Annotated in this window: 19 protein-coding genes and 1 pseudogene; 2 read left to right on the top strand and 18 right to left on the bottom strand. The window is 39.7% G+C overall.

Going from position 1 to position 20,918, the window contains the following annotated elements; translation table 11 throughout:
• Positions 1-20 precede the first annotated feature (20 nt).
• The 7 genes and pseudogenes from M3627_RS20995 to M3627_RS01090 all read right to left on the bottom strand — a co-directional run bounded on the left by M3627_RS20995 (position 21) and on the right by M3627_RS01090 (position 6,777).
• Positions 21-815 (bottom strand): endonuclease I family protein, encoded by a 795-nt coding sequence (locus M3627_RS20995; protein WP_483315271.1) that lies wholly within the window; start codon positions 813-815, stop codon positions 21-23.
• A 438-nt stretch (positions 816-1,253) separates the two neighbouring features.
• Positions 1,254-1,658: pseudogene (locus tag M3627_RS20990) on the bottom strand (S-layer protein); the annotation flags it as partial.
• A 625-nt stretch (positions 1,659-2,283) separates the two neighbouring features.
• Positions 2,284-3,567, bottom strand: coding sequence for an MFS transporter (locus tag M3627_RS01110; protein ID WP_251552647.1), 1,284 nt, complete (start codon positions 3,565-3,567; stop codon positions 2,284-2,286).
• A gap of 8 nt (positions 3,568-3,575) precedes the next feature.
• On the bottom strand, positions 3,576-4,025 hold the full coding sequence (locus M3627_RS01105; protein WP_251552646.1) for a VanZ family protein: 450 nt from the start codon (positions 4,023-4,025) through the stop codon (positions 3,576-3,578).
• A gap of 70 nt (positions 4,026-4,095) precedes the next feature.
• Positions 4,096-4,944 carry an STAS domain-containing protein gene (locus M3627_RS01100; protein WP_251552645.1) on the bottom strand — a complete coding sequence of 283 codons (849 nt, stop codon included), beginning with the start codon at positions 4,942-4,944 and terminating at the stop codon, positions 4,096-4,098.
• A gap of 127 nt (positions 4,945-5,071) precedes the next feature.
• The gene (locus M3627_RS20985; RefSeq protein ID WP_169361322.1) at positions 5,072-6,154 is read right to left on the bottom strand and encodes a Gfo/Idh/MocA family protein; all 1,083 of its coding nucleotides are present in this window, start codon (positions 6,152-6,154) and stop codon (positions 5,072-5,074) included.
• Positions 6,155-6,552: 398 nt separating this feature from the next.
• Positions 6,553-6,777: a rep family protein gene (locus tag M3627_RS01090; RefSeq protein WP_251552816.1), complete on the bottom strand. Its 225-nt coding sequence runs from the start codon at positions 6,775-6,777 to the stop codon at positions 6,553-6,555.
• 107 nt (positions 6,778-6,884) lie between these two features.
• On the opposite strand from M3627_RS01090, the gene M3627_RS01085 reads away from it, so the two are divergent.
• On the top strand, positions 6,885-7,340 hold the full coding sequence (locus M3627_RS01085) for a site-2 protease family protein (RefSeq protein WP_251552644.1): 456 nt from the start codon (positions 6,885-6,887) through the stop codon (positions 7,338-7,340).
• A 97-nt stretch (positions 7,341-7,437) separates the two neighbouring features.
• On the opposite strand, the gene phoU is transcribed toward M3627_RS01085, so the two are convergent.
• The 6 genes from phoU to M3627_RS01055 form a co-directional block, all read right to left on the bottom strand.
• Complete coding sequence (gene phoU / locus M3627_RS01080; RefSeq protein WP_251552642.1) at positions 7,438-8,091, bottom strand: phosphate signaling complex protein PhoU; 654 nt, start codon at positions 8,089-8,091, stop codon at positions 7,438-7,440.
• Between the two features lie 18 nt (positions 8,092-8,109).
• Positions 8,110-8,919, bottom strand: coding sequence for a phosphate ABC transporter ATP-binding protein PstB (pstB, locus tag M3627_RS01075; RefSeq protein ID WP_251552640.1), 810 nt, complete (start codon positions 8,917-8,919; stop codon positions 8,110-8,112).
• 15 nt (positions 8,920-8,934) lie between these two features.
• The gene (gene pstA, locus M3627_RS01070; RefSeq protein WP_169361325.1) at positions 8,935-9,759 is read right to left on the bottom strand and encodes a phosphate ABC transporter permease PstA; all 825 of its coding nucleotides are present in this window, start codon (positions 9,757-9,759) and stop codon (positions 8,935-8,937) included.
• Position 9,760: 1 nt separating this feature from the next.
• Positions 9,761-10,675, bottom strand: a complete 915-nt coding sequence (gene pstC / locus M3627_RS01065) for a phosphate ABC transporter permease subunit PstC (protein WP_251552639.1) — start codon at positions 10,673-10,675, stop codon at positions 9,761-9,763.
• A gap of 33 nt (positions 10,676-10,708) precedes the next feature.
• The gene (locus M3627_RS01060) at positions 10,709-11,533 is read right to left on the bottom strand and encodes a phosphate ABC transporter substrate-binding protein (protein WP_251552638.1); all 825 of its coding nucleotides are present in this window, start codon (positions 11,531-11,533) and stop codon (positions 10,709-10,711) included.
• 761 nt (positions 11,534-12,294) lie between these two features.
• Positions 12,295-13,929, bottom strand: a complete 1,635-nt coding sequence (locus M3627_RS01055; protein WP_251552637.1) for an SWIM zinc finger family protein — start codon at positions 13,927-13,929, stop codon at positions 12,295-12,297.
• Positions 13,930-14,095: 166 nt separating this feature from the next.
• On the opposite strand from M3627_RS01055, the gene M3627_RS01050 reads away from it, so the two are divergent.
• A complete protein-coding gene (locus M3627_RS01050) occupies positions 14,096-15,475 on the top strand; it encodes a Glu/Leu/Phe/Val family dehydrogenase (RefSeq protein WP_251552815.1) in 1,380 nt (459 codons plus the stop codon).
• 590 nt (positions 15,476-16,065) lie between these two features.
• Here M3627_RS01050 and M3627_RS01045 read toward each other — a convergent pair.
• The 5 genes from M3627_RS01045 to M3627_RS01025 all read right to left on the bottom strand — a co-directional run bounded on the left by M3627_RS01045 (position 16,066) and on the right by M3627_RS01025 (position 20,910).
• A complete protein-coding gene (locus M3627_RS01045; RefSeq protein WP_251552636.1) occupies positions 16,066-16,530 on the bottom strand; it encodes a GNAT family N-acetyltransferase in 465 nt (154 codons plus the stop codon).
• A 339-nt stretch (positions 16,531-16,869) separates the two neighbouring features.
• Positions 16,870-17,979, bottom strand: a complete 1,110-nt coding sequence (locus M3627_RS01040) for a M20 family metallopeptidase (RefSeq protein WP_251552635.1) — start codon at positions 17,977-17,979, stop codon at positions 16,870-16,872.
• A gap of 29 nt (positions 17,980-18,008) precedes the next feature.
• Positions 18,009-19,034: an ABC transporter ATP-binding protein gene (locus M3627_RS01035; protein ID WP_251552634.1), complete on the bottom strand. Its 1,026-nt coding sequence runs from the start codon at positions 19,032-19,034 to the stop codon at positions 18,009-18,011.
• Positions 19,006-20,016, bottom strand: coding sequence for an ABC transporter ATP-binding protein (locus M3627_RS01030; protein WP_251552633.1), 1,011 nt, complete (start codon positions 20,014-20,016; stop codon positions 19,006-19,008). The genes M3627_RS01035 and M3627_RS01030 overlap by 29 nt, the downstream gene beginning before the upstream one ends.
• 18 nt (positions 20,017-20,034) lie before the next feature.
• On the bottom strand, positions 20,035-20,910 hold the full coding sequence (locus M3627_RS01025) for an ABC transporter permease (protein ID WP_251552814.1): 876 nt from the start codon (positions 20,908-20,910) through the stop codon (positions 20,035-20,037).
• Between the last annotated feature and the right edge of the window lie 8 nt (positions 20,911-20,918).

Below are 20,918 nucleotides of genomic sequence, written 5' to 3'. Positions count from 1 at the left end.
TTCCAGTCTTTTAATATGGCTTATGAAGCTTTCGGAAGAGCTAAAGAACCTGCTTCTCCCCATATTAACTCCACCCATTCAGGATGATCGATAAATGGATTGCGATTCCCTTGCCATTCCTGGATAACATTGTTTCGGTTAAGTTCAAATTCGTCTACAGGATCTTGTTCATGCCACTCTAGTAAAACAGAAAGCTTGCCATGAAAAGGAGCTGAGCCATTGTTTAGTTTTTCATTTAGCTCTAAATCTACTCGATCTCCTGCTTCATACCGTGTAGCCATATAAAAAAGAATACGAGCAACGTCACCCTTTACTCTATCTGGTGGCTCAAAGGAATTTTTCGTCTTATAGCAGCCATCACAGCCGCTAACTGGCGCCCCGCCATTATCAAAGTCTAGGTTCCCTCTAGCACTATTCACTTGAACGTCCGTGGGACGGAGGTGATGGATGTCTGTTCCAGGACCTTTACTTGTACCAAAATCTCCATGAGACTTAGCCCACGTATGCTCGCGGTTCCACTGTCCTACATTTCCTCCGTTGGCAGTTTTAGAGCGGGATTTCCCGGAATAAAACAAGATCACATTATTTTTATTTTTCGGGTCCTCATCCGTTTCTTTCAATGCATCCCATACTTGACTATAAGATAATTCGGTATGGTCATCGATAATTTCATGAAGGGCAGCTTTTAGCGCAGCACCTTCTTTACCAAGAGCATCCTTATAATAATTATCTGTCGGCGAGCCTGCTGCTGAGACAACTACACTGAATTGCGTAGTTACTTCTTTCTCACCGTCTGATCCAGTAACTCCTACAATGTACGTACCCGCTTCCAGATCAACAGTTAATACTGACCCTTTGATCGTTCCTAATGTGGAAGTAAACGTCAGCTCATCCTCATCTGGATCAGAGAAGTAATCCATCAAATTAATGGACTTTGATTGTCCTACCTTCAGGTTCATAGCAGGTATATTTGTAGCCATTGGCGCTTTTGGGGTAGGAGCAGGCATTGGAGTTGGAATAATAATATCCATTCCCGCTTTTTTCGATACCTCTGTCACCTTATCGATAAGCTCCTTCACCATAGGTAAATCACTAGGAGAAGGTAAACGAATAACTAACGGCTTAATAGATTCTAATATTTTAATAGCTTCTTCCTTTTTCCCTGCTGCAAGTAGCTTATCCGCTTCCTTCACTTTCATGTAAATAGTGACAGGTATCATCAGCTGATCTCGTTTTTGATTTGCAGGCTCCTTATATTGGTCTAGTAATAGATCTCTAGCTGCCTTCCCAGAAAAACGGTAAAGGATAACTGTTCTACTTTTAAGCTGGACAGAAAGCTTATGATAAAGAGCCTCAACCTTTTCCCAGTCCTTAGTACTCTCTGCCTTTTTTATGTCCGCCATTATAGAGTTTAAGTACTTGTCTGTGTAATTATAAGCATCAATATAAGGTAGTATTCCTTTAGAAATACGTTCCTCGTATAAAGCATCTAAATCTTTTAATAAAGCATCCCTGTTACTAACGTTAGCTTTTTGTATAGCACTTCTCGCTTTTTGATAATTCATCTTCGCTAAATTTAATGCTGGATACAACTCTGCGCTAGTTGCAACAGTACCGTTTTGTGCAGGAACTACATATGAATATGCAGCCTCCTTCATGTCTTTTCTTGCCTGATCCACAATAGATTGTAGTGAACCGTTTGCATACCCTACATTGCTTGAAGCCAGTATAGACGTGATGAGTAAGACTGCCATGACAAATTTCTTCATCTTGTTGTTCATGATATCCCTCCATATATTTAGTCACTAGACAAAAGTAATATTCTGCATTCCATTGTTCCTCGCAAATATAGCAATCTTACATATTAAGAACAACCATCCATTCATTAATATTTTGTAAAATTAGATTTAAATCACTTTTTTTGATAACCAAAGTAAAGTGGGAAACCATAATACTTTTATAAACAAGAAGTAGATTTGATTTCCGCTCATATCCACCCGCTTTCCATTCTTAGTTCTTCGGTAAACAGAAACAATATAGAATAAAGGGAGATTCTAAATAGGATGTACAACCAAAAAGGATTCTTCATTTCAAAAAAATAAGATTTCTGGAAATCGGATAATAAATTTATAGGTAATGAAACAAAAAATGTGGGATTTGATGAGCATTTATTTATGTGGATTATCATAATCCAGAGCTTGATAAATTGTGTCTGACACAGGGACACACAAAAAAAGCTGTCTGTCAGGCACAAAAACACCTAACAAAACAGCCCTTCATATTTTAACTCTTCCACGAAAATTTCCAAGCTCTACCTGGAACCTTACACAAGCCAACTATGAGTATGAACGATAAAATCCCGGCCACTAGTGAAAGTGTCATATAGCTAGTTTGAGCCGCAATAACACCAGACAAGCCGCCACCCGAAACACCAGCGAGCGCCACCCACACGTCAATCGACCCTTGTCTTTTCGCTCGAGTGGCAGGTACGGTGGAATCTACAATCAAAGCAGTACTGCTGATCAATCCGAAATTCCAGCCTAGCCCAAGTAAAGCAAGCGCCACAATAAGCATTCCTAAAGAGTCACCTGGTGCAAATGCTGCCACTAACCCTGCAGCCAGCAGTGTAAATCCAGAAGCTACCGCAATCGCCACACGACCAAAACGGTCAACTAGTATCCCAGTAACAAGTGAGGGTAAATACATCGCAGCCACATGAAAGCCAATGACAAGACCGACTGCGTTCAAGTCATGTCCATGATGCCTCATGTGCACGGGAGTCATTGTCATAATGGAAACCATCACGACCTGAGTGATGACCATAACGGCAGCCCCGATGAAAATACCTCTCCTATCCTCTACTTCCTCTTCTACACTTGAAGTATCCTGTTCCACCTGCTTATTAATAGCAGTCGAAATCACTAACGGATCTGGTCGCAATAAAACCCAAAGAATTGTTCCAGCCAATAAATAGGCAGCTGCCGCCAATATAAATGGCCCGGCAAGAGATGGAACCCCTATAGACTCAGCAAACCTTCCCATAACCCCTACTAAATTTGGACCCGCAAATGCCCCTAATGTGGTCGATACCATCGCAATACTAATGGCAGTACCTCGCTGCTTGGCAGTGGCTAAATCCGTTCCTGCATATCTAGCCTGCAAGTTTGTCGCTGATCCTGCACCATATATTAACAAGGAGGCAAACAGTAAGATGATACTGTCAGTCATAGCAGCAGCAACTACCCCAATGGCACCAATACCACCGACGATAAATCCGCCGGACAAGCCGTACCTCCTACCATAACGCTGTGACATCCTACCAACCATTAACGCCGCTCCTGCTGACCCTAACGTGAACAGGGCAGTAGGTATACCTGCATAGCTATCTGTCCCTAGCATATCCTGAGCAATCAAAGCCCCGACTGTTATTCCAGCTGCCAATCCTGCTCCTCCAAAAACCTGCGACAAAACGACTATCCACAACGTTCTTTTATATAGTCGCTGGATTTCTTCTGGAGAATCTATGTATCTCTGAACATCAATTTTTCCCTGTGAAATAAAAGCCACCCCCAAATCTATGCTTTTGAACTACTCCGCAAACCCTTTAGCCAACTATATAGTATGATTCCAACAAATGCGCCAGTACTATCGATCAATACATCCTTCACCTGCGCGCCCCTACCAGGCACAAACAGCTGATGAAGCTCGTCACTAATCGCATAAACAATGCAAATAGCTAAAGCAAATACAATACTTTTCTTACCTTGAATCTCACTTAACCGGAACGCTCGGACAACCAATATTCCCAATACAAAATAAATAAGAAAATGTGCATTCTTTCGTACGAAATGATGTAAATGATCAACAAATAAATCCGACTCCGGAGCAACAACTTCCACCACTGATAAAATTACCTCTGTTACCCCTGTACTTAATTCCTTTGAATCATCAGCTGGTTGGCTGGAGAAAAAGAAGATTAACCCCATCCATAAAACCACTGCTAAATACGACCAAATTTTCGACATATAACCTCACCTTTAAAGCTTTTCTTATCAAAAAAGCAACTAAAGCTATAGCTCCAGCTGCTATTAAACATTACATATTTTTATAAACGCCTGTCCGAAGCAAGGCTTGCTTTAACGAACTGAATGTAGAAATCTTACCGAAGTCTAGTCCTAGCTGGACAGAGGTATGTGCCACCTCTGGGCGAATACCCGAAATATATGGACGAATTCCTAGTAAGCTTAAAACCTCCATAAACTTATACAGCTCATTGGCAACCATCGTATCTATTATAGAAACTCCGGAAATATCAATAAACAGCTTATCTAACCCAAGCTCTATACACTTTTGTGGAATCTCATCACTTAGAGATTTTGCGCGATATGTATCCACGTCCCCAACGATTGGCAAGACACCAACCTTTTCTAGTATAGGTATGATAGGACTGCTCAATTCACGTATTAGCATTTGTTGAGCATTAAGCCGAGTCGTAAACAGATAATAATAGCGTTTAGAGAATTCAAAGATTAATCGGTCAAAGGATTGATTATAAATGGCGCTCCACTTTAAAACATCTTTAGTTGTAATATCTCCTGCTTGACCTTGAACAAAACGTTCTACATAGCTCCAAATAATCTCTCTCGTCTTGTTAAGTGCCTCGATCACATTATGAATTGCTATATTATTTTCTACTCTATTTTTTGCGACTGTTTCAGCCCATGTCTCTAATAGCTCGGAAAATGTTTTCTCATCCAATAAGGAAGTGGCAACTGTCCTAATCGTCAATGCATTCTGTTCCTTCAACAGTTCATCTATTGAAGGGTTAGGATTATTTGAATAAAAAGGATCAGTAAAATTTCTTTTTTCCACTAGCCACTGCTGGGAAATATGTGGAGAATTTTCAATCAAATAATTGTAAAGTTGTTCATTAATTGAAGACAAGTGATCTCCTTCTTTCTTTCTAAACAATAGTAACTCTATTATAAATGTTTCAGTAAGAAAAAGGTATTTTATTCTATTTTTAATTAAAAAAAGCAACCGAAGTGAAACTCCGGCTGCTAAAATATATTTATTTTGAAAATCTTCCTGCAAAGTCCATTGTGCTACATTTTTCCAATGGAAGTTTAACACTTTTACCTTCTGCAGCTGATTTATAAATAGCTAACACTAGCTCAAGTGCATTTCTACCGTCCACTGCTGTTACATAAGGATCTCTGTCGTTTTTAATAGCATCGATCACGTCTGTATATAGTGGGTTATGCCCAAAACCGTATACAGATGGTGGATTTTCGTAGTATTTTGCTTTTACTTCTTCTGAGTTATCCTTGTCATCAGCGAACATCCACTCTTCAATGATGTTAACAGATTTACCACCGATTTTAACAGTACCTTCCTCACCAAACACATAAAGTGTTTCTTCTAGGTTTTTAGGGAAGATATTCGTTGTACCTTCGATAATTCCGTAGCTTCCATTTTTAAAGCGAACTAAAGCCATACCAAGGTCTTCTGCCTCGATGAAGCCGTGCATTAGATTGTCCGTCATACCAACAACCTCTACGATTTCGTCGCCCATCATCCAACGTAACAAGTCAATATTATGTATACATTGGTTCATCAACGCGCCGCCATCTTGCTCCCAAGTTCCGCGCCATGGAGCTTGCGTATAGTAATCTTCCCCACGGTTCCAACGGATATGAGCAGTTCCGTGAAGTAATCGACCAAAGCGACCTTCTTCAACAGCTTCTCTCATTTTTTGAACAGACTTGTTAAAGCGGTTTTGGTGACAAGCACTTACTTTAACATTTTTCTCTTTAGCTAAAGCGATGATTTGATCTGCTTCCTCTAAAGATAATGCGATTGGCTTCTCGATAATTAGATTGCTGCCATGCTCGATACAATCTAAAGCGATTTGTGCATGCTTTCCGCTTTCCGTACAAATCCCGATTAGCTCAGGAGATTCCTGCTGAAGCATTTCCTTGTAATCCGTATATTTCTTCACTGTTTCTGGAAGCTCAAACATGGAAATTGTTGCATCCATTTTACTCTCGTCCACATCACATAACGCCACAATATTTAAGTTATTTTCTATAGCTGCAGCAACATGATTAGGAGAGATTCGTCCACACCCGATAATTGCATATTTTAAACTCACTTACGTGTTCCTCCTTTGGAATATCCAAAATCTATATGCTCTTATGTTATCCAAACACTTAAAGTTATACTCTTAGTGAATATCCTCACATAAAGCCTACACTATTATATCATATTCCAATCTATAGTTTTATCAACTAAAAGTGTTTTAGAAAAAACAATACTAATGGTTGAACAAGTACTTCGATAGAAGAAGTTAATCTATCCATATTTCATAAGTGAGAATACGAAAATACATAAAACACAAAACAACCTAGACTTACGATTGTTCATAAAAAAATTACAAATATCCTGAATCTCGAAGGTCAAACAATTTCAGTCTTTTTGTTCGGCCAGGGAGAAAGCAGGAAAATTTACACCAAATTATGTGACAGACGATAAGTAATCCGTTATTGGATACTAACGGGTAATCAGACATTCAATAGCTTTATAAATTTGCAACCTTTTGCGAAGGACTATAAAGTAGAGGAATATATTGCTCTTGACCTGTGTCACTTCTAGTTTACGAATGCACCCTTTAAAGAAATGAGCCACATTTCTACGTTTAAATAATTTTTTAACCGCTTTGTTAAATCTATCAAGCTCAAAAGATATTTCTTCTCCAGTACAGTTAGGGGCAGTCAATGTTGAAAATATTTCCCTCAATTTATTTCACTTCTCCCTTTAATTAGAGAAAAAGTTGAAACTTTTTACTTTTATTTGCGTAAATAATTTTAAAAAGGAGGACGAAAATGGATTTCATAGTAAATTTTGTCATTATAACATTATTTATTTTTCCAGTTATCGCTCTAATTCACGAATTAGGTCATGCATTTTTTTTGAAATTATTCGGAGGGGCAGTAAAGGAGTTTGCAATCGGAAATGGCAATGTATTGTGGAAGAAAAATGTTTTTTTCATTAAAACTGCTTATTTCGCCGGCGGTCGGGTTGTCCCTGAGAACATCGAAATACTAAGCAAAAACAAAAAAATGTTCTTTTACCTCGGTGGGGTTCTCTTTAATTTACTATCTGCTTTGACACTTCATTTTTTAACTGGATATGAATTCTTTGTCTTCCGAAACTATTTGGATAGTTTTATTTTTGTATCGTATCTAAATGTTATTATTAATCTTATTCCACTTGTTACAGTTATAGGGCCAACTGATGGTAAACAAATAATTGATTTATCTCGGAAAGTAATAAATTAGCTTTTTTCTTCCATGAACATGTTTTAGGGTGCCTTGTTATATACACACATTAAAAGCCGATAAAAAAGAGATTAACTCTTTCTATCGGCTTTTCCAATTAGTTAAAATCATACATCCTACCTTTAATCAGATAAGCGGTGCTTTCTGCTATGTTGGTGATGTGGTCGGCTGTGCGTTCTAAGAAACGGTTGATGAATAGTAGCTGTACTAGCTGGGCTGTGTCCTCGGGATGCTCGCTTAAGTATTGAATAAGATTTTGGTAATTAGCTCTACTGTTAGCATCGACCTGGTCATCAAGGTCGGCTACTTCCTTCGCAAGGGCAATATCTTCATCAACAAACGACTTCAACGATTTTTGTAGCATCGTAATGGATACCGTCTTCATCGGCTCAAGCTTTGTCATGTGTAACAGGGATGGTCGCTCTCCAATTTTAATAGTTGCCTTGGAGATGTTAACCGCAAAGTCAGCGATGCGCTCGATGTCGCTTGATATTTTCAGCACGCCAATGATTCGGCGTAGGTCACGAGCAAGCGGCTGTTCTTTAGAGATAAACCAAATAGCCATTTGGTTAATTTCTTTTTCCATGTCATCGATTGTATTGTCTTTTTCAATTGTCTTTAAAGCAAGCTCGATGTCCTGCGTTTCTAATGCTTGATAGGAGCATTCTAGCTGCTCCTCTGTGATTCTTACCATTTCAGCTAGCTTGTTTTCTAGCTCTTGCATGTTATTTTCAAAATTTTCGCGTATCATTTTCCGTCTCCCATCTTATTATCCGAAACGACCAGTAATATAATCTTCTGTTCGAGAGTCACTTGGTGTTGAAAAGATAATGTCTGTTTGATCGTACTCGATGACTTCCCCATTTAAGAAAAATGCTGTTTTATCAGAGATTCTAGCTGCCTGCTGCATATTATGTGTCACAATCACAATCGTGTAATCTTTTTTCATTTGCGTGATAAGCTCTTCTACCTTAAGCGTGGAAATTGGATCTAGTGCGGAAGTTGGCTCGTCCATTAAAATCACATCTGGCTTCATGGCAATCGCACGAGCGATACACACACGCTGCTGCTGTCCACCGGAAAGTCCTAAAGCAGATGTTTTTAATCTGTCCTTCACTTCATCCCAAATCGCAGCCCCACGAAGACTTTCTTCCACGATCTCATTTAAAGCCTTCTTGCTTTTAATGCCTTGCATACGTGGTCCATAAGCTACGTTATCAAAAATGCTCATCGGGAACAGGTTTGGCTTCTGGAAAACCATTCCTACCTTTGTGCGTAGCTTGATAACGTCCTGACTTGCATATATATCTTCTTCGTCAATCACAATTCTCCCAGTGATTTTCACTCCATCGATTAAATCATTCATACGGTTTAATGTACGTAGAAACGTAGATTTACCACAGCCAGAAGGGCCAATTAATGCAGTTACTTCTTTCTCCTGGATACCTAAGGAAACACCATATAACGCCTGCTTCTCCCCGTAGAATAAATTCAGGTCATATACATTAATTTTTGATTGCTCCGTAGTTGTAATTGCACCAGAGCTTTCAGCGGTAGATTTAGAAAGTATTTTCTTCATATTGGTCTCCTTCGTTTAATGATTTGCCTTATTGAATTTCTTCGATATATACGTTGCAGACAAGTTAAGGACTAAGATAATCACGATCAGGACAATACCGATAGCTGCTGCCAATTCAATATTTCCAGTTTCCTGAGTAACTAAGTAAGAATGTACTGTTAACGTTCGTGCTGAAGAGAAAATACTATCTGGCATAGCAGCAACTGTTCCTGCTGTTAAGAAGATAGCTGCCGATTCTCCCACGATACGTCCGATGGAAAGAATAATACCTGACAATATCCCTGGCATCGCACTTGGCAAAATAATTTTATAAAGCGTTTGTAGCTTCGTCGTCCCTAGTGCTAGAGAGCCTTCTCGATACGTGTTTGGTACCGTCTTTAACGCCTCTTCTGTCGTTCGGATAATGACCGGTAAGACGATAATCGTCAATGTCAGGGATGCCGCGATAATAGACATACCAAGCTTTAACGTAGCCACAAAGAATACCGCACCAAACAAGCCATAAATAATAGAAGGAATCCCTGTTAAACTTTCAGTTGCGTAGCGAATGATTTTCACTAGTCGGCCTTGCTTCGCATACTCGTGTAAATACACGGCTGCCAAAATACCGATTGGTGTTGCAATAGCCAGCGAAATCAGAATCGAGTAAATAGTGGTGACGATCATCGGCCAGATGCCGCCTCCCTCAGTTGGAGAGTAATCGCCGAATATAAAATCAAAGCTGATTAATCGGAAGCCTTTATAAAAAATATAGCCAACAATGACAACGAGAATGGCAACCGATATGAAAGCAGAAAACCATAAGAGGCCACGTAATATATTATCCTTTACCCTATTCATATTAGTTGCCTCCTCTTGCTGTAATTCTGGCTAGTACGAAATTTAAAATGAGAATGAAGGAGAATAAAACGATCCCCGTTGCAAATAACATTTCCTGATGAGTTCCAAACGCATATCCCATCTCTAAAGCAATATTCGTAGTCAACGGTCGAACACTGTCTGTAAGGCTTGTAGGGATGATCAAGCTGTTCCCCGCAACCAATATAACGGCCATCGTCTCACCGATTGCTCGCCCTAATCCAAGGACGATTGCTGCCATAATCCCAGACTTTGCAGCAGGAACAATTACTTTGAAAATCGTCCCAATATGTGACACTCCCAGTGCCAAAGAACCTTCTGTGTACGCCTTAGGTACAGCACGTATCGATGTCTCTGCTACTGTAACAATCGTAGGTAGCATCATAATGGCTAGCACGAGAATGACTGCCAGTAAGCTTTGTCCTCTTGCTAGTCCAAAGTTGTCCTGTAAAAAAGGAACGATAATCGCAAGTCCAAATACCCCGTATAATACAGAAGGGATACCAGCTAATAGCTGAATAGCCGGGGAAATTAATTTAGCTAGCCACTTAGGTGCAATCTCTGCTAAGAAAATCGCCGTGAACAAGCCAATTGGAACTCCAATAATTAATGCACCAATTGTCGCGAATAGAGAAGCCACGATCATTGGAAAAATACCGAATTTATCCTCACTTGGAACCCAGTCCGAGCCGAAAATAAAATCTATAAAGCTATAGCCCTCTGCTATAAACGGATAGGATCCTTTATAAAATACAAAACCTACTATTAACGCTAAACTGATGACCGATAATAAGGCGCAAGCAAGGAAAACCTTTGCAGATAAACCTTCTAGAAAATACTTGCGTTTGTTCGCTTTTTCTATTTCAACGGTTTGCTTCTCGAATGGTGGTGTAGTCACGCAAGTTCCTCCCATTATGTAATTTCACAGATTTTATTGAAGAATAGGGATAGCTCCTGCCTCCGAAACTATTTGCTGTCCTTCAGGATTTAAAATATAATCGATAAATTGCTGCCCAGCAGCTGTTAACTCGCCTTCCTTATAAACGAATAAGAATGGTCTTGAAAGACTGTACTTTTCGTCTAGCACGTTTTGTGCGGTCGGCTCTACTCCATTAATCTGCATCGGGTAGATCGTTTCATCGATATATTCGAAGGAAATAAAGCCAACTGCGTGCTTATTTGTTGCCACTGTTGTCTTGATATTACCGTTCCCACTAGCAACAATCGCATTTCGAATCAATTCCCCAGAGGAATAGCCGACAATTTCCTGGAACGCATCACGAGAACCAGAGCCGTCCTCACGCGAAACAACCACAATCTCCAAATCTTCTCCACCAAGCTCCTTCCAGTTCTTCACCTCACCAGTGAAAATATGCTTCACCTGTTCCATCGTTAAGTTCTCCACCTTATTCGATGGATGCGTCACAATAACAATCCCATCATAAGCAATAATAATTTCTTCTAACTGAGCCGCTTCCTCGTCCTTTAAATCACGAGAGCTCATCCCAATTTCCGAAACACCATTTGTTGCATTGGTAATCCCAGCTGACGAACCAATCTGGTTTACCTCTATTTTGACCGATTCCGTTTCCTCATACTTCATCGCCAACTTCTCTGCCAAAGGACCAACCGAAGTAGACCCAGATATAGAGATCGTCTGCTTATCGCCACTATCCTGCCCTGAGTCATTACCTCCACAGCCAGCTAACAACGCAAACGGAATCACGAGAGAAACAATCGCTTTTTTAAATAACATGGACAACCTCCAAAAGTTATAGACTTCTATCTACTCTCCATCATAAAGTTAATTTCTTAACCCTCTATTAACTAAATGTTAAGGTATTGTAAACTTTCTAAAAATGAATTAAATATATTGTGAATTTAATGAAAAATCGGTAAAAAGATCTGGTGTGAATAGAGAGATATGGGAACGGTTAAAATTGTTGAAGTGACACCTAAATCAGAGATATTCGCACCTAAACAGGGGGCAATATGTCACCTAAAAATTGTTAATGTGTAACCTAAACTGAAGATGCGCACATAAAACCTTTAAAGTGACACCTAAATCAGAGATAACCTCACCTAAACTGGAGATTCGCACCTAAAATTATGACAGTGGTACATAACAGTTAAGAAGTGTCCCATTTAACACCTGAAAGTGCCCATAAATATACTAAGAGTGCACCATAAATGAAAGATAAACGCCCATAAACCGCAAAAGTGCCCATTAGAAGTCCAAAAGTGTCCCATTAACTATGCGGAAAGCGCCCATTAATCAAGTAGAAATGTCCCATAAAATGAAGAAAGTGACCCATTAACTAAATCGAGCACACAAAAATCAAAAAGTGTCCCATTAACCAAGGAGAAAGCACACATAAACAGGAATCAATCATAAAGCTGTTTTTCGTAGTTTGGTCTTCAACTAGTTGTCATATGTATAATGGAAGGAGGACAAAATTCAACTCAATAAAAAAGCCGATGTAAGAGAATGATTCTCTTTCATCGACTTATTGTTGCTTATAGCTTGCCGAGCTCATCTATAAATGCTGGCCTTTTTGCATACTCGGTGCTTAATTGCTGGATTAGCTCTGCTTGTTTTTCCTCACCAGCATACTTTTTGTATCTCTTAATTATTTTACATACGCCTTTGTATCGCTTTCTGTCCGTGGCTGATTTTGCGGTGTCATGTATATAATTTTGATAAATTTCTATAACGTCCTCTGGATATTTTTCCGCTAGCTGATCAGCATAGCTTTCTAGCTGGCTTGGAGATTGCTTCACATAATGCAATAACTCCTCTAAATCGTTTTCTTCGAGGATAATTTTCAAGTATACTTCCCTTGCTTTCCACCCTTCGGAAGCCTTTAATTCATTGATTAGAGAATCATAAAATGTGTCGTCTTGGGCAAGCTCTTTTAACTCTTTATAATATTCAAAGTCACCGGACAGCAATAGCTCTTTCGCAAGCTCCTTCTGCTCTTTTTGAAGTGAAAGCTCTTTATAAGCTCCGTATCGCTCCTTCTTCCAATGTATCACTAAACCTCGGAGCTTTTGGTCCTGCTTTTCTCCCTCCAAAGCAAGATCTATCACTCGCTCATAATTTTTCTTTTCCATATGCTGATTTATCAATAGCTGTCGAAAGAATTTATAATGAATATTTTCTTGAATAAAAGAAGCCTTTTCCTCTTCAGAATCGTATTTTACCATTAAAATCCATAATAACTGAAGAAGACTTTCCTTATAATAATTCGAGTACGCATCGTCTGACTCTTCTTTTATCAACTTTTCCAATTTGGCTCTGTACTTTTTCCTCACGACTTCTATATCCGAAAATTCCTCGCAGATTTCGAGTAATTTCAATTTAAAATTTTCCCATCCTTCAAATATACGTCGATCTCCATGCTTCAACAGCTTGTTAAATATCTCTATTCTTAAATCCAAATCTAACGGATTGCATGCCATTGCACGCTTCCCGATTAGTCCTATCGTTTCGTCTACGAGATAACCAATATCCCCGTCCGAATCATCAACATATTGAAACGCCTTCATCCCTTCATCTAGCACGAGCAATCCAATATCGATAGCTAATAATGCGTCCTCTGTATCTCGAATCTTCTCCATAAGCTCTTCGAAGGCTACAACAAATGCATACGCATTTCGTCGAGAGATATAACCTTCTCTCCCCTTATGCTCTTTAACAATAGAAGACACCAGCTTTTTACACTGATCTAACAAATTTATCTCATTCACTTTCGCGTATTTGAAGACTAATTTTTCACCAAACTTTGGATCTTGCTTTGTCATATCCATTAATATTTCTACCAGTTCCTCTTTAGATAAATCATTTAACAATTCAAAGACAGCGGGCTTTTTCTTCCCCACCATTTCACCTTCATATTCAGCTTCCATTAGTTTAAAATAAACAGCAGCCTCATGTTTGCAAATAGGTCCAAAATCGTAAGGACAATCGCATGCCGAATAAGTTATATTACCTGTTTCGTCTACTTTGACAATAACTTCATAATCTTCACTGCCTTGTACTATAAAATTATCCTCGTTATAGCTCCTCATAACCCGATTTTCCCTATAATAGTTAAAGCCTCGCTGTAATATTTCTTGGTTTAATCTTTCTTGAAAGTTATTTAGATTCATTAGTAAGGCTCCTTTTTATTAGTCTAATTAAAACAAATCATACCAATAAATTGCTCTCAAAAATAGTTATGAAAGCTAGATCATTAATTAAATTTCCTACGTTTTTTCCCAAAACTTTAGGGTATAACTAACAACGATGAACAATTATTTGGAGGTGCTGGAATTAGTGGAAGAGCAAACGATATCAATTGTGAAGCAGTCACTGAATGCATTATTGGAGAATGAGACGTTTTTACCGGATTTACAGGGAGAGATGCGGACAAAGGCATTTACTTCGCTGAATGCCATTCTATCAACGCCGAATCAGATACATAAGTCTTTCCTACGTGTCCCGCTTGAGAGTGGAGAGGTCGTAAGGATTCCTTCTTATCGGGTGCATCATAATGATGCTCTTGGACCTTACAAAGGTGGGATTCGTTTTCATGAGTCGGTAAATGAGGAAGAGGTTATTAACTTAGCGTTTCTGATGACGTTAAAAAACGCCCTGCACAATGTTCCATTTGGTGGAGGAAAAGGCGGAATCGTTATAAACCCTAAGAACTTTACGGACAAGGAACTGCATCGTATTTGTATTAAATATGTTCGTTATTTTAACGACGTACTGGGACCTGACCGTGATATTCCAGCACCTGACGTTGGTTCTGGTGAGCGTGAAATGGACTGGATGATGGCAGAGTACAAAAAGATTAACCAAGGTCAGCCATACCTCGGCAGCTTTACGGGTAAAAGTGTTGCCAATGGTGGGTCATTAGGTCGTCGAGAGGCTACTGGTAAGGGTGTTTATTTCACCTTCCGCTATATGCTCGGCAACTATGCCAAGGAGCATGAACAAACATTAACTGGTTCGGATAATCCTTATGCGAAAACGCTCATGGAATATGCCAACCGTCCGTTAAGAGTAGCCGTTCAAGGTTTCGGTAATGTTGGATCTGTTACAGCACTGGAGGCTGCCAATTGCTCTTACTTACAAAATAAAGTGGTTGCAGTAAGCGACCGCAATGTCACCCTCTTCCATGAAGAAGGACTAGACATTCAAGCACTTGTCCAATTTTCTGCTGGGAACAAGGGTGACCTACCGACTTCAGAGGAGCAGCTAAAAGAAGCGGGAGTCAAAGCGTCTATCCGGAGTAGAGAAGAAATTCTCACGATGGATGTGGATGTTTTATTCCTGGCTGCTTTAGAAAATCAATTAAACGCAACGAATAAAGCCGAGATTAAAGCACGAATTATTGTAGAAGGCGCAAACGCTCCAACGACAAGGGAAGCGGATGATTACCTAAGTCAAAAAGGCGTGATCATCATACCGGATATTCTAGCCAATGCCGGCGGGGTAATCGTATCTTATCTAGAATGGCTTCAAGGACGCGAAACCCAATTTTACTCCGTGGAAGAAGTCTACAACCAGCTTCTCGATAAAATGAAGCATACAATGGACACACTGCTTCCGCTATACTTCAGCGACCCATTACCACTTCGTCAAAACTGCTATATCCATGCTGTGATTCGTTTGTCTACAGTGTTGTATCGACAAGGGAAGCTATATTAAAAAAAAGATGGAGCGACGTCAGTCACTCCATCCTTTTTCCATTCTAATCAAAGAAAAAAGCGTAATCCAAATTTCGGATTACGCTTCTTCTTTCCCTATAAAGGGAATACACTCGGAAAATTCACTTTATGTTGCGTTGTAAATCATAACTGACAATTCTTCTGTTAATGAACCAGACATTTAGGTGCACTTAAAACAAAAAACTTTTCTTTCACTTGCTAAAATACGCTGAATCGAAACCTAAATATATCGGTTCCCGACGAGAGTACCTTTCGTCAGTAAAGCAAATCTTCCGCCAAGGCTGTGCAAATCATCCTTTGGAGTTTCTTGTAAACACATAGTTTACCAGTCCTTTCCTTCGGTAGTTCCGCCTTGTACTATTAATATACCCCGCTATAATAGCATTAAACATCTTTTATCAATATTTATTTAAAATTTTTTAATTCAAATTGGAAGACCGCTTTATCTCGCTTAAAGAAAATGCTTTAACACCGCTACTCTCTAGCGTTTGAATATTAAAGTCTGCAGTACGAAATATGTAGAAATTATTTAAAAATTAATTATCAGAATAGTGTCTGACACAGGGACAGCTACAACAGTTTGTGCATCGAAATAGCAGAAGAGGTAAACCCCAGCTTTGTATATAGTCGATAAGCATGCTCATTATTTCCGAATACGCTTAAAGAGATTGAATCTATTCCACGCCCTCTTACTCTATCTTGTAATTCCTCTAAGGCTTTTGTTGCGTAACCCTTTTGCCTGTATGCTTCTTTAATATAAAGGTGATAAAGATAGGCGCGATTAATTTCCAGATTTACACTAAACCAGATGATTCCTACTTCCTTAGCTATTACAGGATCATAGAGGTTGTATAAAAATTGTCCATCGGTGGATAAACCATCTGGAAACAAATCCTTCATCATCATTTCTGATTCTTCCATCGCTTTATCTATAGGAAGATTATAGTTGTCCGAAATATCCTTCGCATAATCCGGGATCATAAAATCTAAGTAGGTATTAAATTCATGGTTATTCATTTCTTTAAGCTTAATCATCTATTTATCCTCCACCCTTTGACATCCCACGGCTTACCATAATTAAATTGTTCATACATGCCCCTCTTAATATCCTTCGTTATTTATTCGCAATAGACACGAAAAAATCCTGCTTTTTTTAGTTTTCGCGGCTTTTCCTATATACATAAAAAAAGCCACTCACTAATGAGTGACCTCTAATTTATCCATCTTAAACAACAATCAGTCTCCTTGGGCCTACACGCTTCCGAGGCTTTGTATCCAACTGCTCACTGCCGATTATGTATGACAAAGGGATGCAATTACCGAGAATTGTAGTCAATTGTCAGAATAGTGTCTGACACAGGGACACCCTCCATCCTACTCACCAGTTCCAGATAACCTCGACACAGTCTCAGCCAACAAAAAGCACCTTTCCGTCAGTGAGTCTATTTCGAGATATTCTCCTTCATTGTGTAGCTTCCCACCGATTGGTCCTACACCGTCTATGGTGGCTACGCCTAGGTGAGAGGGAAATGATGCATCTGATCCTCCACCGGTATGGGAATCGGTTACCTTTAAGCCAAAGGAGTTTCCGACCTCCTTCACGATTTCTAGGAGTTTCTGGTTCTTATCATCAAGCTCCATTGGTGGACGAGTGATGCCCCCTTCTAGATCGATGGTGGTGCCTGGTACGTCTGGTACGGAGCAAATATTTTCGATTTGCTTGGCAATTTCTAAGCTTTGCTCATCACTTTCGACGCGTACATCTACATATCCAGTGGCGCTGTCCGGGATCATGTTTACCGCGTCTCCGCCTTCTACTATGCCTACACTTACGGATATTCCTTGTTCGTGGTCAGTTAAATGATTGAGCTTGATCGTTTTATATGCAAGCTCCTCAATAGCACTTCTGCCTTCTTCTGGTGCTACTCCGGAGTGTGCAGATCTTCCATGTACATGCAGCGTATATCTGCCGCCCCCTCTTCGTGAGGACACAATCGATCCATCCTTACGGGCAGGCTCCATAACCAATGCATATTTCACTTCCTTTGAAATTTCCTCAATGAGCTCCCTGGATGTCGGGGAACCTATTTCCTCATCACTGTTTAAAATAATGATGACATTTTTCAAAGCAGCATCGTTTTTCTCATACAAATATTTCATAGCATACAATAGAGTTACCTGACTTGCCTTCATATCCGCTACTCCTGGACCAAATGCAAGGCCATCCTTAATGGTAAATGGTCTTTCTGCTGCGGTTCCAATCGGAAACACCGTATCCATATGGGCGATTAGCAGTATTTCAGGCTTCAAGGCTTCTTTATGTTTAATGACAATGTTATTACCAAATTCCTCATTTTCTTTAATTTCAATAGAGAGGTCCATTTGTTTATATTCATTTATTAGGATTTCTCCTATTTTATCTACTCCAGTTTTACACGTTGAGCCACTATCGATATTTACTAATTTTTCTATGAGCTCAAGCATCGGCTCAAGGTTTCTCCTCAGATAGTCCATCACGCATCTACCTTCACTTTCTCTTCATTGATAATTCCTTTACCATTTTCAAGCGGGAAATGACAAGCTACAAATTGACCTGACGCTTTTTCCTCAAATACAGGCTCTGTTTTACTGCAAATATCCTGAGCATAAGGGCATCTTGTATGGAAATTGCAGCCAGGGGGTGGATTTGCCGGACTCGGGATATCGCCTTCTAAAAGCTGTCTTCCCTCGATGTTCCGTTGAGTAGGATCTGGAACTGGCACAGCGGACAATAAACCCTCTGTATATGGATGCATAGGATGTAAAAACAACTTTTCCTTTGTCGTCAGCTCCACGATTTTACCAAGATACATCACGGCAATTCTGTCACTGATGTGCTTTACTGCCGGAAGTCCATGTCCTATAAAAATGAATGTTAGATTGAGTTCCTTTTGTAGCTTAGATAGTAAGTTTAATATTTGGGACTGAATCGATACATCCAGTGCAGAAACTGGCTCATCACATATGATAAGCTTGGGATTTAAGGAAATAGCACGAGCAATTCCAATTCGTTGTCTCTGTCCTCCACTAAATTCATGTGGATATCGATTGACATAAGCACGATTTAACCCAACTAGGTCCATAATCTCCATTACTCGTTCAGTGAGCTCTTTTTTATGGAGAGATTTATGAGTCCTTAACGGCTCAGCTATCAAATCAAACACGCGCATACGTGGATTCAAGGAAGAAAAAGGGTCTTGAAATACCATTTGGATATCGGCTCGTTTCTTTCTTAACACCTCTCCTTTTAGCTTTGTTAAATCTTCTCCTTCAAATAAAATCTCACCCTCAGTGGCATCCAGTAGCTGACCTATCAGGTTTCCAGTAGTCGACTTCCCACATCCTGACTCTCCAACTATACCAAGCGTTTCTCCCTCGTCCACATAAAAGTCCAAGCCGTCGACTGCATAAAGAAACTGTTTTTTTCTTTTTAAGAAACCTTCCGATATATCAAAAGCCTTTTTCAGCCCTTTAACTTCCAGCAAATGATTTTGTTTCATACAAATCAACCACCTTTTCTTCATGGAGCCAGCATCTGACCTTGTGATTTGTCAGAATTTCTTCAAGCTTTGGTTGAGCCTCCGCACATTTTTGCATGGCATACGGACAGCGATCCATAAACCGACAACCAGTTGGATAATTTAACGGACTTGGGACAGTGCCCGGTATAGAGGTTAGTTCATCCTTTAATTCATGGATTTTAGGAGTACTATCCATAAGACCCTTTGTATATGGATGTCTAGGCTCTCTAAACAATGTAAATACATCCGTTTCTTCCACTACCTGACCTGCATACATCACGACTACACGATCTGCCATTTCAGCCACAACCCCCAAGTCATGGGTGATTAACAAAATAGATGTATCAAACTCCGTGATTAAGCCCTTCATTAGTTTAAGAATTTGAGCCTGAATCGTTACGTCTAGAGCGGTCGTTGGCTCATCTGCAATCAACAATTCCGGATTACAGGAGAGTGCCATCGCAATCATGACACGCTGTCTCATACCACCACTTAAGGAATGGGGAAATGAGTCAATGACCTTCTCCGCTCTTGGTATTCCTACCTTTTTCAGCATTTCAATACTGATTTGACGTGCTTCCTTCTTATTCTTCTTTTGGTGCAGCATAATAGATTCTGCCATTTGATTTCCTATTGTGAAAACAGGGTTCAAGGAAGTAAGAGGCTCTTGGAAAATCATCGCAATTTCATTACCACGAAGGCTGCGCATCTCTTTCATTGAGATCGGAACAATATCTTTTCCTTTAAACAAAATTTGTCCATCTTCAATTCTCCCTGGCGATTCGATTAAACGCATAATAGAAAGGGACGTTACGCTTTTCCCTGAGCCCGATTCACCTACTATAGCTACTGTCTCACCTTTATTTATCTTTATAGAAACGTCATCGACTGAGGGAACAATCCCATTTTCAGTATGGAAATAAGTTTTGAGGTTTTTTACATTCAGTACTTCCTCCGCCATTGGGATTCCTCCTTTAGATTATTTTTTGATAGAGCGTGGATCAAGAACATCTCTTAACCAATCACCCAAGAATATGATTCCAAGCACTGTTATTGTTATGGCTAGACCAGGAAAAGTTGCCAGCCACCAGCTAGTCGCTAAATAATCTCTTCCATCACTCAAAATAGATCCCCATGAAACAGTCGGTGGTTGAACACCAAGTCCCAAAAAGCTAAGTGACGCTTCTAGAATGATCGTGGTTGCCACACTTAACGTGGAAATTACGATAAAAGAGGAAATTACATTTGGCAATAAATGACGAGTAATTATCTTATGGTTTTTCACTCCAATGGAACGAGCAGCTCTTACAAAGTCACGTTCCTTTATAGTTAACACTTCGCCGCGAACAAGCCGTGCATAGTTTACCCAGTTCGTAGCACCGAGAACGAAAATAAGCGTAATCACACTAGGGCCAAAAACACTAAGTATTACTAGCGCAAAAAGAATAGTCGGGATGGCAAGGAAGGAATCTACAAGGCGCATGAGCAAATTGTCTATAAAACCTCCGTAATACCCTGCGATCAAGCCAATCGTCACACCGATGATTCCGGCAACAACTACAGATGTAATACCTACTAATAAGGAAATTTGAGAACCATAAATAATTCGACTAAGAATATCTCTCCCAAGATTATCCGTTCCCAATAGATTTGCGGTACTACCACCTTCCATCCAGAAAGGAGGCTTGAGCATATTTGCCGCATTTATAGCAGCGGGATCATGTGGTGCTAGGAATGGCGCAAAAATGGCCACTAAGAAAACAAATAATACGATAAAAAATCCTACTGTACCTGTCTTACTTCTAAGTAGTAATCTACTCCACCTTTTAAAAGAAGAGGGTTTGTTTTGTGTCATGCTTATTG

The organism is Psychrobacillus sp. MER TA 171 (assembly GCF_023713305.1).
In the GTDB taxonomy this organism is placed as follows: domain Bacteria; phylum Bacillota; class Bacilli; order Bacillales_A; family Planococcaceae; genus Psychrobacillus.
Note: the sequence above shows the minus strand (reverse complement) of the source record. Positions and strands in the feature narration are given on the sequence as shown.